The organism is Streptococcus sp. 2579, assembly GCF_013277195.1.
In the GTDB taxonomy this organism is placed as follows: Bacteria; Bacillota; Bacilli; order Lactobacillales; family Streptococcaceae; genus Streptococcus.
Map to the genome: position 1 here is coordinate 18,977 of NZ_VMMM01000018.1, position 11,301 is coordinate 30,277.

Consider the following 11,301-nt stretch of genomic DNA (forward strand, 5'->3'; position numbering starts at 1 on the left):
TGAATGTTATTCTAAATTTAATAAACTATAAATAAAATATTTTGAAAGGAAATTATATGTACAATTCATTTTCAGATGTTCCAACAGTAAAAGATGAATTTAAGATTGACGAATATATTATTGGATTATCAAATTTTATTTCAGGATGTGAGACTCCTTTAACACTGGCTATTCAAGGTGATTGGGGAACTGGAAAAACTAGTATTATGTATCAGGTCGAGGAAAAACTTAAAGAAAATTCTTTCAATAATTCAAAAGGAAAAATTAAAACAATCTTTTTTAATACTTGGCAATATTCACAATTTGATATGGATAAGAATTTAGCAGTCACGTTAATCACAGATTTAATTGATGAATTAGAAGTAACTGATGTAAATAAAATAGAAAACTTAAAAAAATCTTTGGCAGTTATTACAAAAAGTATGGAATATCTTAAACTAGATTTTGGTCTCTTAAATATTGAAAAAATTAATAATCAACTTCTAAAATTTATAAGCAATGAAGAGAAATCTAATAACCTAAAAAATCTAAAACAAAATCTACAAAATATGATTGATGAGTCTGTCAAAGAAAATAATTATGAAAAGATAGTAATTTTCATAGATGACCTTGACAGATTATTCCCTCAAAAAGCGATTGAATTCCTAGAAATTTTAAAACTTTTCTTAGATTGTAGAAATTGTGTCTTTGTTTTAGCTATTGATTATAATGTTGTTTTAAGAGGAACAAAAAGTAAGTATGGTGATGATTTGGACAATGAAAAAGGAAAAGCTTTTTTTGAGAAAATAATTCAAGTACCTTTTACTGTACCGGTAGCAAATTATCATATGGAGAACTTTGTTAATGTATCTTTGAAAAAAATTAATTTTTCTTTTGATAATGATGTTACAAAGAATATAACTCAATTAATTAGAGATTCAATAGGAAATAATCCTCGCAGTATTAACAGATTATTCAATTCTGTTAGTCTCTTGATGCATATTATAAATCCAAATAATGAGTTAGACAATGATGATAAATTACTAATCATATCTACAGTATGTTTTCAATTACGCTTTAATGAAGCTTATGACTATTTATTAACTTCATATAACAATAGTCCAGAAGATTCGGAAGAAACAAAATATTTTCTTATTGATTTACTTGAAAATTCATTTGAAATACCTGATGATGCTGATTATAATTCTCTTGTATTTCGTTATGGTATCTTTAGTTTTAAAAACCAAAAGGAATTAGAATCTTTCAGAAAATTTTTTAATACTTTGAAATTATTACTTAGATATAATGTTGATAAATTAGAAGTTGAAGAGTTCGAGAATTTGATGAAAAAAATGAGTTCTTCAAGTACAATTTCAACTGGAAACTTAGATATAGATAAAACATCAACTCAAAATCATTCACCGAATGAAGATGTTCAGTTCGTTATTCGTAAATTATTTAATACACTGGTTAATACTAATCATTTCGACCTTTCAAAACCAGAGTATTTTGGAAAAGAGAATAAGGAAGAACGCGAAATGTCAATTTCATTAGATTTTATAAAAATAGCTAATGAATATAATGTTGTTAGATTAACACAAGGGAAAGGACAAGGCTTAAATATCTATTCCCGAAATAATAAATCAAATTCTATTTATATATCGGGTGATACTTATGGAAATATAAATAATGATGGTATACAAATTTATGTTGATAAGAAACTAGTAGGAAAGATAAATAGAAATACTTATAAACATTTTAACGCTAAAATGTTACGAGAGAATCCTCAAAAGTATGACGAATTTGAAAAAACTTTTATAAATGATTTTTTTAAGCTCTTGGAAAATGTAAAAAATTATATTTAACTTTTTAGTGAATTTTACTTTTATTAGTTGACTAAATGCTAAAATCTTATCAGTGAGAAGATTTCTTAAAGTTTATTCTTTGTAGTTTCATCTGTATTAGTATATAATTTAATTTAGAGAAAATAGGAGGACTAATCAGATGGAATTAAAAGATTTTACAGAAAAAGAACAGGAAATGATAAAGAATGGGCTGACGACGTCTAAGATTAGTGACAAGGAAACTGCTGAGAAGATTCTTGCGCTTGTCCCACAAGACTTGATTAAGCGAATCCCATTTTTCGTCAGAAAACATGCTACGACACGTACGATTAAACGCATTTCAGTTGAACACCCTGAGCTTTACGCTGCAGCTCAAACAAGTGGTGAAATCCCAGAAAAAGAACGAGAAGAACTACGTCAGATTATCACAACTATTTTTGAACAAAAGATGAATAAGCATAGTATTAAGTAGAGAATGAAAATGTATTTGATTTGTGAATTGTTCACTAGTTATATATCATTTTAAAAATCGCAATTTATATTCTACTATACAATACTCAACAAAAAACGAACAGGCTCTTTTTCTGTTATTCAGAAGAGAACTTGTTCGTTTTTATCTTATTTTCCTTAAAAAGCTCGATACACATAGGGGTTTTCTGGTTTATCGACTTTGGTAAAGCTTTCGATTTCCAAGGTTGGAAGGTTTTGTTTGAGTTCTTTATGGTAGTGATTGACCAGTTTTCCCTTGGCTGTTATCCAAGTATTATTTTCATATTGACGGGTATTTCCCTTGGTCAGTAAGCCATAGACACCTGAATCCGCGATACAGTGGATAATGCCGAAGCGGAACAGAAATTGGCTATTGGCATGACTGGGGTCGTTATAGACAAAGCCTGTAAACTGGATTGTCTTGCCCTCAAACTCATCTGGATAGTCGTAGATAGCTTCCATGACTTCCATATAGTTTTCGTTAGTAATGTTAATGCTATCTTGGGACAAGTATTTATCCGCCGCCGTTCGCATTTCCTTTTCATAGGCTGATTTTGAAAAATAAGAACTGGTATCTGGTTTCAAATATTGACTTGTCGTCCCTTCGCTTGTCTGAATGGCCAGATCCGTTCCTTCCGATAGGGGGAAATGATAGCCTTTTGCTGAAACGGTCTGAGAATCCAAGCTAACAGTTGGAAAAGTTAAGCCGATGACAAGTGGAATAGCCAGAAGAGAAATACTCGTCATCTTGGCTAATCGGCTATTCAGATGACTGTGGGTTTTGACTTGCTTCATCCAGATATACAATTGAACAATAGCCAAGATAAAGGAAAGGACCATGGAAATATAGGCAAGATAGGAATAGTGCATGTTGATGTACTGGTTTAATTTGCCCGACAGATGGAGATAAATAGTCAGTTCAAAATAGCCAGCTAAAACTAAAAATCGAATCATAGGATGACTCCAATCAAGAGAGAATACACTAAGACGACAAGAGTCACAATCATAATGAAGTGACTGATAAATCGTGCTTTCAAGTAATTTTTCATCATGAGAATATTTTTAATATCCAGCATTGGGCCAATAACGAGAAAGGCTAGAACCGGTGCCAATCCGAAACTCGAGAGAAGAGAAGTCCCGATAAAGGCATCCGCCTCACTACAGAGCGAAAGAAGAAAGGCCAAAAGCATCAAGAGCAGGATGGCAAAAAGAGGAGTCGCACTGATAGAGGTCAGAATTCGAGTCGGAACGTAGACCTGTGTCACAGAAGCAAAGAGACAGCCGAATACCAAATAACGTCCCGTATCAAAAAATTCATCAATTGCTTGCACAAAAACCTGAAAAACTTTTTTTGCAGGACTCAAATGAGAAAAATCGTGCTCATGACAGGCCAAACGATTTTCTTTCTGAATCGGTTCTTGCCAGAAGAATCCTAGAAAAATCCCAAGTATCACAGCCACTACAATGGAACCTAGAGCTCGTAACAGAGCGACATGGAAGGAGTTCCCAAAGGCAGAATAGGTCGCAAAGAGAACAATAGGATTGATGACAGGTGCTGTCACAAGAAAGGGAACGGCCGTGTAACTGGGAACCTTTTTTTCCAGAAAACGATTGATAATGGGGACGATTCCACATTCACAAGAAGGGAAAAGTATCCCAACGAAGGTCCCAAAAAAGATTCTCCCCCAACGATTTCGAGGGAGAAAATGATAAACCTTGTCAGGTGTGATATAGACCTCAATCAGCCCTGAGACAATACTTCCTATCAGAACGAAGGGTAGGGCTTCAATGATTATAGAGAGAAAAATAGCCCCAGTCTGAAGCACACTAGATGGGAGTTGTTGGAAAGCAGTCATCTAGTTTTTCTTTTCTGCTTTGGCTTTTTTCTCTTTGTCATCAGGGAAAGTGACTTGTTTCAAATCTGGGAGTTTAGCAAACTCTTCAAACATCTTGTCCAAGTCGTCTCGTTTTGTAAATTTTACAGCCATAGGTGTACCTCGATTCTAAATTCTACCTCTATTATACTATTATTTTGAGGAAAAGGGAGTTTTTTAATTTGTTTTCGATAGTTGATACTCTTCGAAAATCTCTTCAAACCACGTCAGCTTCGTCTTGCCGTATATATCATAGGTATAGGTAACTGACTTCGTCAGTCTTATCCACAACCTCAAAACCGTGTTTTGAGCTGACTTCGTCAGTCTTATCCACAACCTCAAAACGGTGTTTTGAGCAGCCTGCGGCTAGCTTCCTAGTTTGCTTTTTGATTTTCATTGAGTATGAAAAGGATTGGAGAAAGCCTTCCAGCTTATGGTATAATAGTTTCATGGATAAAAAATATGAAAAAATCTCCCAGGATTTGGGAGTGACGCTAAAGCAAATTGATACTGTTCTAAGTTTGACAGCTGAAGGGGCGACTATTCCCTTTATTGCGCGTTATCGCAAGGACATGACTGGTAGTCTGGATGAGGTGGCGATTAAGGCTATTATCGACATGGATAAAAGTCTGACAAATCTCAACGACCGTAAGGAAGCTGTCTTGGCTAAAATTCAAGAACAAGGCAAGCTGACCAAGGAGTTGGAAGAGGCTATCTTAGCAGCCGAAAAATTAGCAGACGTAGAAGAACTCTATCTTCCATACAAGGAAAAGCGTCGAACCAAGGCAACTATTGCCCGTGAAGCCGGACTCTTCCCACTTGCTCGCCTGATTTTGCAGAATGTAGCTGACTTAGAGAAAGAGGCTGAAAAGTTTGTCTGTGAAGGATTTGCGACTGGTAAGGAAACCTTGGCTGGTGCAGTTGATATCTTGGTCGAAGCCTTATCGGAAGATGTGACCTTGCGTTCCATGACTTATCAGGAGGTTCTGAGACACTCTAAACTCACTTCTCAAGTCAAGGATGAAAGTCTTGATGAAAAGCAGGTTTTTCAGATTTATTATGATTTTTCAGAGACGGTTGGAAATATGCAGGGTTATCGTACCTTGGCCCTCAATCGTGGGGAGAAGCTAGGTGTCTTGAAGGTTGGTTTTGAACATGCGACGGACCGCATTCTTGCCTTCTTTGCTGCTCGTTTCAAGGTAAAAAATGCCTATATAGATGAAGTTGTTCAACAGTCAGTTAAGAAAAAAGTCTTACCTGCTATCGAGCGACGCATTCGGACAGAATTAACTGAGAAAGCAGAAGAAGGAGCTATCCAACTCTTTTCTGACAACCTGCGCAATCTCCTCTTGGTTGCTCCATTGAAAGGGCGCGTGGTTCTAGGATTTGACCCTGCCTTTCGTACAGGTGCCAAGCTAGCTGTCGTGGATGCAACAGGGAAAATGCTGACAACTCAGGTCATTTATCCTGTCAAACCAGCGTCAGCTCGTCAAATCGAAGAAGCCAAGAAAGATCTGGCAGATTTGATTGGTCAATACAGTGTAGAAATTATTGCCATAGGAAATGGGACGGCCAGTCGTGAAAGTGAAGCCTTTGTGGCGGAAGTTCTGAAAGATTTTCCTGAGGTTAGTTATGTCATCGTAAACGAAAGTGGTGCTTCGGTCTACTCTGCCAGCGAACTTGCTCGTCAGGAGTTCCCAGACTTGACCGTTGAAAAACGCTCTGCTATTTCTATCGCCCGTCGTTTGCAGGACCCCCTTGCTGAATTGGTCAAAATCGATCCTAAGTCAATCGGTGTCGGTCAATACCAGCATGATGTCAGTCAGAAGAAACTATCTGAGAGTCTGGACTTTGTTGTCGATACAGTGGTAAACCAAGTCGGTGTCAATGTCAATACGGCCAGTCCAGCTCTTCTTTCACACGTAGCTGGACTCAATAAAACCATTTCTGAAAATATTGTCAAATACCGTGAGGAAGAAGGAAAAATCACTTCACGCGCCCAAATCAAGAAAGTTCCGCGTCTGGGGGCCAAGGCTTTTGAACAGGCAGCTGGTTTCCTTCGTATCCCTGAAAGTAGCAATATCCTTGATAATACAGGAGTTCACCCAGAAAACTATTCTGCTGTTAAGGAACTCTTTAAACGTTTAGATATTAAAGACCTAAACGAGGAAGCCCAAAGCAAACTCAAGTCGCTTTCAGTCAAAGATATGGCGGTAGAGCTAGACCTTGGTCCAGAAACCCTTAAAGATATCATTGCAGATCTTCTCAAACCAGGTCGAGATTTCCGTGATTCCTTTGATGCACCTGTACTTCGCCAAGATGTCCTAGATATCAAAGACTTAGTGGTCGGACAGAAGCTGGAAGGTGTGGTGCGTAACGTCGTTGACTTTGGTGCCTTCGTTGACATTGGGATTCATGAGGACGGCCTGATTCATATTTCACATATGAGTCGTAAATTTATCAAACATCCTAGCCAAGTGGTATCCGTTGGTGATTTGGTGACCGTTTGGGTCAAGAAAATCGATACTGAACGTGAAAAAGTCAATCTGTCGCTCCTCGCTCCAAATGAAACTGACTGATTACGTCAAGCAGGTTTCACTAGAAGACTTCGGCAGACCTTTTATCCATCATGTCCAGTGGAATTCTCGTCTACGTTCGACAGGTGGGCGATTTTTCCCCAAAGATGGGCATTTGGATTTCAACCCAAAGGTTTATCAGGAACTGGGTCTGGATGTTTTTAGGAAAATTGTTCGACATGAACTCTGTCATTATCATCTCTATTTTCAAGGGAAGGGCTATCAACACAAGGATCGGGATTTTAAGGACCTTTTGAAAGCAGTGGATGGATTACGCTTTGTGCCCTCCTTGACAAATAGCCACTCTAAACCACTCAAGCTTTATCGTTGTCAATCCTGCCAACAAAGGTATCAGCGCAAGCGTAGGATTGATACCAAACGCTATCGCTGTGGACTTTGTCGAGGTAAATTGCTACTAATAAATCAGCCTGAGGACTGATGAAAGCCGAGCCTACCCGTGATATACTATGTCTAACCTAGCAGAAAGAGGAAATATCATGAACAGTAAATTTTATAAAATGAGACGAAATCGCATGATTTCAGGAGTTCTGGCAGGTCTGTCAGACAAGTGGAACTTTGATGTTACCCTGGTTCGTTTTCTATTTGCTATTTTTACAGTCGCAAACTTTGGACTTGGCGTGATTATCTATATCATCCTAGCTTCTATCATGCCAACCAAGGAAGAAATCGAAGCAGAAATGTATGGAACAGGTCCACGCAAACGCAAAGAAGCCCAAGCTATTGACGACAATGAAGGCTGGTTTTGGTGAGGTTTAACAAAAGATTTTGAATAAGCAAAAAGCTTTAAATCAATAGTCTAAACTGCTTGATTTAAAGCTTTTTTACTTTTAATAATATTTCGCCAGTCTCATCTGTAAACTAAAAATATTATTTTGAACTTAGATTTCTAATCTGATTTTTCATGCTGAGACAATACATTTTTTGATAAATGATAGATACTGATAACAACTGATAGCCAGCAAATAGCATAAGCAGTAGCTGTAAATTGTGTACCGATAAAGTGTGTCTTTTCAACTAAGAGCTGACCGATGAATGGAGAGAGGAGATAGAGAAGTCCGATGAGTATATGTTCTTTGTGTTTCATTAAAGCGCACCTTCTTTCCTTATAGGTTGAACGACTTGCAAGTGTTAAATTTAATGGTATGTTATCTAGGTAAGCTTACTCAAATGTTAGTTTCCGCTTCCTCCTTTCCAAAGTAAGCCTTTTTACACTTATATTTTACAATTTTAAAAATAGAAAATCAAATTATTTTCTAAGTAATTTTGCTTACATTTCCCCCAATCTTACAAAAATGTAAGATTAAAGTCTCTTTTGTAAGGTTAGGTTATGGCAAGCGGTCTTTTTTTGATGTAAACTAGACTCATAAAGAACAAAGGAGTAACATCATGAAACAAATCTTACAGAAGAAAACAAGAAAACCAAGCCACAAAGATATCGAGCGTGTTCAACTGGGATGCGCTATGATGCAAGCAACATTTCATTTGATGGGATATTAAGAAAGGAGATTCTCATGACACTTTTAGATGTAAAACACGTTCAAAAAATTTATAAAACTCGTTTTCAGGGCAACCAAGTAGAAGCCCTCAAGGATATTCACTTTACCGTAGAAAAGGGAGACTACGTTGCCATCATGGGTGAGTCTGGTTCTGGTAAATCAACTCTTCTCAATATTCTAGCTATGCTGGATAAACCAAGTCGTGGTCAGGTTTACCTGAATGGAATTGACACCGCAACCATTAAAAATTCACAGGCTTCTAGCTTCCGTCGTGAAAAATTGGGCTTTGTCTTCCAAGACTTTAACTTGCTAGATACTCTGTCTGTTAAGGACAATATCTTGCTTCCGCTTGTCTTGTCAAGAAGACCCATTACGGAAATGATGAAGAAATTGGTGGTGACAGCTGAGAATCTAGGTATCAACCAATTGCAAGAGAAGTACCCTTACGAGATTTCTGGTGGTCAGAAACAGCGTGTAGCAGTAGCCCGCGCCATCATCACAGAACCTGAAATTCTCCTTGCGGATGAGCCAACAGGGGCCCTTGACTCCAAATCATCTGCAGCCTTACTTGATGTCTTTGATGAAATCAATGAGCGTGGCCAAACCATTCTTATGGTAACCCACTCAACAGCAGCAGCTAGCAGGGCTAAACGTGTACTCTTTATCAAAGACGGCATTCTTTACAATCAAATCTACCGTGGAGAGAAGACAGAACGTCAGATGTTCCAAGAGATCTCTGATACCTTGACTGTCATGGCAAGCGAGGTGAATTAGTATGTTTCGATTAACCAATAAGTTAGCGGTATCGAACTTGATTAAAAACCGCAAACTCTACTATCCTTTTGCGCTGGCTGTTCTCTTGGCAGTCACTGTCACCTATCTCTTTTACTCTCTAACTTTCAATCCTAAGATTGCGGAAATCCGTGGAGGATCAAGCATTCAAGCTACTCTAGGATTTGGTATGTTTGTCGTCACCCTTGCGTCAGCCATTATCGTCCTCTATGCCAATAGTTTTGTTATGAAAAATCGTTCCAAGGAACTAGGAATTTATGGCATGCTGGGTTTGGAGAAGCGTCATCTAATCAGTATGACCTTTAAGGAGTTAGTGCTATTTGGGATTCTAACTGTTGGAGCGGGTATCGGTATTGGAGCCTTGTTTGACAAGTTAATTTTCGCTTTCTTGCTCAAACTGATGAAATTGAAGGTTGAGCTGGTCGCTACCTTCCAGATGAAAGTTGTCATTACAGTACTTGTTGTCTTTGGTTTGATTTTCCTAGGCCTCATGTTCCTGAATGCCCTTCGAATCGCCCGTATGAATGCCCTCCAGCTCTCGCGTGAGAAAGCAAGCGGAGAGAAAAAAGGTCGTTTCCTACCTCTCCAAACGATTCTTGGTTCGATTAGTTTAGGGATTGGCTATTATCTTGCCCTTACGGTAAAAGATCCTCTTACAGCCTTAACAACCTTCTTCATAGCTGTTTTGCTGGTTATCTTTGGTACTTATCTCTTGTTTAATGCAGGAATTACAGTCTTCCTACAAATCTTAAAGAAAAATAAGAAATACTATTACCAACCTAATAACCTGATCTCAGTGTCTAACTTGATTTTCCGTATGAAGAAAAATGCGGTTGGACTAGCAACTATCGCTATCTTGTCAACAATGGTTTTGGTAACCATGTCAGCAGCGACAAGCATTTTCAATTCCGCAGAAAGCTTTAAAAAAGTTCTAAATCCTCATGATTTTGGAGTTTCAGGGCAAAATGTTGAAAAAGAAGACTTGGACAAACTCTTGAGCCAGTTTGCAAGTGACAAAGGTTATAAGATTAAAGAGAAAGAAGTGATTCGTTATACTTACTTTGGTGTTGCAAACCAAGAAGGAAATAAGTTAACACTTTTTGAAAAAGGACAAAATCGTGTCCAACCCACAACAGTTTTTATGGTATTTGACCAAAAAGATTATGAAAACATGACTGGTCAAAAACTGTCTCTATCAGGAAATGAGGTCGGACTCTTTGCCAAGAATGAGGGAGTTAAAGAACAGAAAACTCTAATTCTGAATGATCATCAATTTTCTGTCAAAGAAGAATTTAATAAAGATTTTATTGTCAACCACGTTCCAAATCAGTTTAATATTTTGACTGCTGATTACAATTATCTTGTTGTACCTGATTTACAAGCCTTTTTGGATCAATTCCCAGATTCGGCTATCTATAATCAGTTTTACGGTGGTATGAATGTAAATGCCAGTGAAGAAGAACAACTCAAGGTCGCTGACGAGTATGATAAATACCTCGATCAATTTAATGCTCAATTAAACACGGAAGGTAGCTATGTTTATGGTAGCAATCTATCAGATGCTAGTTCTCAGATGAGTGCCCTCTTTGGTGGTGTCTTCTTTATCGGTATTTTCCTATCCATTATCTTTATGGTCGGAACTGTTCTGGTCATCTACTACAAACAAATTTCTGAAGGCTACGAAGACCGTGAACGCTTTATTATCTTGCAGAAAGTTGGTTTAGATCAAAAGCAAATCAAGCAAACCATCAACAAACAGGTTTTAACTGTTTTCTTCCTTCCTTTGCTTTTTGCCTTCATACATCTAGCCTTTGCCTACCATATGCTTAGTCTGATTTTAAAAGTGATTGGTGTAATAGATACGAATATGATGTTGATTGTGACCTTATCTATCTGCGCTATCTTCCTCATCGCCTATGTGCTGATTTTCATGATTACTTCAAGAAGCTATCGCAAGATTGTACAAATGTAAAAAAAGATACCTCGACTTCAAAATCGAGGTATTTCTTGTATTTTATACTCAATGAAAATCAAAGAGCAAACTAGGAAGCTAGCCGCAGGTTGCTCAAAACACTGTTTTGAGGTTGCAGATGGAAGCTGACGTAGTTTGAAGAGATTTTCGAAGAGTATTAGCTTTCTAAAAAAGTTGAGAAAATCAGTACCTTTATTTTTAGACAGAGCTCATGATGAGTTTTGAGAAAAAACGTTAAAAAGAGAAAAACCTCTATTG

12 protein-coding genes are annotated in these 11,301 nt (G+C 37.4%); 7 read left to right on the forward strand and 5 right to left on the reverse strand.

Going from position 1 to position 11,301, the window contains the following annotated elements; translation table 11 throughout:
- The first annotated feature begins 56 nt into the window (after nt 1-56).
- Together HT725_RS08370 and HT725_RS08375 are read left to right on the forward strand one after the other, a co-directional pair.
- On the forward strand, nt 57-1,844 hold the full coding sequence (locus HT725_RS08370) for a P-loop NTPase fold protein (RefSeq protein ID WP_050252937.1): 1,788 nt from the start codon (nt 57-59) through the stop codon (nt 1,842-1,844).
- 139 nt (nt 1,845-1,983) lie between these two features.
- Nucleotides 1,984-2,295 carry a hypothetical protein gene (locus HT725_RS08375; RefSeq protein WP_050252936.1) on the forward strand — a complete coding sequence of 104 codons (312 nt, stop codon included), beginning with the start codon at nt 1,984-1,986 and terminating at the stop codon, nt 2,293-2,295.
- Nucleotides 2,296-2,450: 155 nt separating this feature from the next.
- Here the strand turns inward: HT725_RS08375 and HT725_RS08380 are convergent, their stop codons facing one another.
- The 4 genes from HT725_RS08380 to HT725_RS10285 form a co-directional block, all read right to left on the reverse strand.
- A complete protein-coding gene (locus HT725_RS08380; RefSeq protein ID WP_112443571.1) occupies nt 2,451-3,266 on the reverse strand; it encodes a TIGR03943 family protein in 816 nt (271 codons plus the stop codon).
- A complete protein-coding gene (locus tag HT725_RS08385; protein ID WP_112443572.1) occupies nt 3,263-4,168 on the reverse strand; it encodes a permease in 906 nt (301 codons plus the stop codon). Before HT725_RS08385 ends, HT725_RS08380 begins: the two co-directional genes overlap by 4 nt.
- Nucleotides 4,169-4,300, reverse strand: coding sequence for an SPJ_0845 family protein (locus tag HT725_RS10420; RefSeq protein WP_000268685.1), 132 nt, complete (start codon nt 4,298-4,300; stop codon nt 4,169-4,171).
- 136 nt (nt 4,301-4,436) lie between these two features.
- A complete protein-coding gene (locus tag HT725_RS10285) occupies nt 4,437-4,583 on the reverse strand; it encodes a hypothetical protein (RefSeq protein ID WP_234990538.1) in 147 nt (48 codons plus the stop codon).
- A 52-nt stretch (nt 4,584-4,635) separates the two neighbouring features.
- On the opposite strand from HT725_RS10285, the gene HT725_RS08395 reads away from it, so the two are divergent.
- From HT725_RS08395 to HT725_RS08405, 3 genes are read left to right on the forward strand one after another with little or no spacing between them, the layout of a single operon-like run.
- Entirely contained in the window at nt 4,636-6,765 is a 2,130-nt protein-coding gene (locus HT725_RS08395; RefSeq protein WP_112443573.1) for a Tex family protein, read from the forward strand.
- On the forward strand, nt 6,752-7,201 hold the full coding sequence (locus HT725_RS08400) for a SprT family protein (protein WP_112443574.1): 450 nt from the start codon (nt 6,752-6,754) through the stop codon (nt 7,199-7,201). Before HT725_RS08395 ends, HT725_RS08400 begins: the two co-directional genes overlap by 14 nt.
- 58 nt (nt 7,202-7,259) lie before the next feature.
- Nucleotides 7,260-7,532, forward strand: coding sequence for a PspC domain-containing protein (locus HT725_RS08405; RefSeq protein ID WP_001085044.1), 273 nt, complete (start codon nt 7,260-7,262; stop codon nt 7,530-7,532).
- Nucleotides 7,533-7,669: 137 nt separating this feature from the next.
- On the opposite strand, the gene HT725_RS08410 is transcribed toward HT725_RS08405, so the two are convergent.
- Nucleotides 7,670-7,867, reverse strand: a complete 198-nt coding sequence (locus tag HT725_RS08410; RefSeq protein WP_112443575.1) for a hypothetical protein — start codon at nt 7,865-7,867, stop codon at nt 7,670-7,672.
- Between the two features lie 427 nt (nt 7,868-8,294).
- On the opposite strand from HT725_RS08410, the gene HT725_RS08415 reads away from it, so the two are divergent.
- Nucleotides 8,295-9,053 (forward strand): ABC transporter ATP-binding protein, encoded by a 759-nt coding sequence (locus HT725_RS08415; protein WP_112443576.1) that lies wholly within the window; start codon nt 8,295-8,297, stop codon nt 9,051-9,053.
- Between the two features lies 1 nt (nt 9,054).
- Complete coding sequence (locus HT725_RS08420; protein WP_173253398.1) at nt 9,055-11,043, forward strand: ABC transporter permease; 1,989 nt, start codon at nt 9,055-9,057, stop codon at nt 11,041-11,043.
- The last annotated feature ends 258 nt before the right edge of the window (nt 11,044-11,301 follow it).

Bases quoted from the DNA above. Each gene is read 5' to 3' on its own strand.
- HT725_RS08395 (WP_112443573.1), top strand. From the start codon at position 4,636: ATGGATAAAAAATATGAAAAAATCTCCCAGGATTTGGGAGTGACGCTA.
- HT725_RS10420 (WP_000268685.1), bottom strand. From the start codon at position 4,300: ATGGCTGTAAAATTTACAAAACGAGACGACTTGGACAAGATGTTTGAA.
- HT725_RS08370 (WP_050252937.1), top strand. From the start codon at position 57: ATGTACAATTCATTTTCAGATGTTCCAACAGTAAAAGATGAATTTAAG.
- HT725_RS08380 (WP_112443571.1), bottom strand. From the start codon at position 3,266: ATGATTCGATTTTTAGTTTTAGCTGGCTATTTTGAACTGACTATTTAT.
- HT725_RS08405 (WP_001085044.1), top strand. From the start codon at position 7,260: ATGAACAGTAAATTTTATAAAATGAGACGAAATCGCATGATTTCAGGA.
- HT725_RS10285 (WP_234990538.1), bottom strand. From the start codon at position 4,583: ATGAAAATCAAAAAGCAAACTAGGAAGCTAGCCGCAGGCTGCTCAAAA.
- HT725_RS08415 (WP_112443576.1), top strand. From the start codon at position 8,295: ATGACACTTTTAGATGTAAAACACGTTCAAAAAATTTATAAAACTCGT.
- HT725_RS08400 (WP_112443574.1), top strand. From the start codon at position 6,752: ATGAAACTGACTGATTACGTCAAGCAGGTTTCACTAGAAGACTTCGGC.
- HT725_RS08420 (WP_173253398.1), top strand. From the start codon at position 9,055: ATGTTTCGATTAACCAATAAGTTAGCGGTATCGAACTTGATTAAAAAC.
- HT725_RS08375 (WP_050252936.1), top strand. From the start codon at position 1,984: ATGGAATTAAAAGATTTTACAGAAAAAGAACAGGAAATGATAAAGAAT.
- HT725_RS08385 (WP_112443572.1), bottom strand. From the start codon at position 4,168: ATGACTGCTTTCCAACAACTCCCATCTAGTGTGCTTCAGACTGGGGCT.
- HT725_RS08410 (WP_112443575.1), bottom strand. From the start codon at position 7,867: ATGAAACACAAAGAACATATACTCATCGGACTTCTCTATCTCCTCTCT.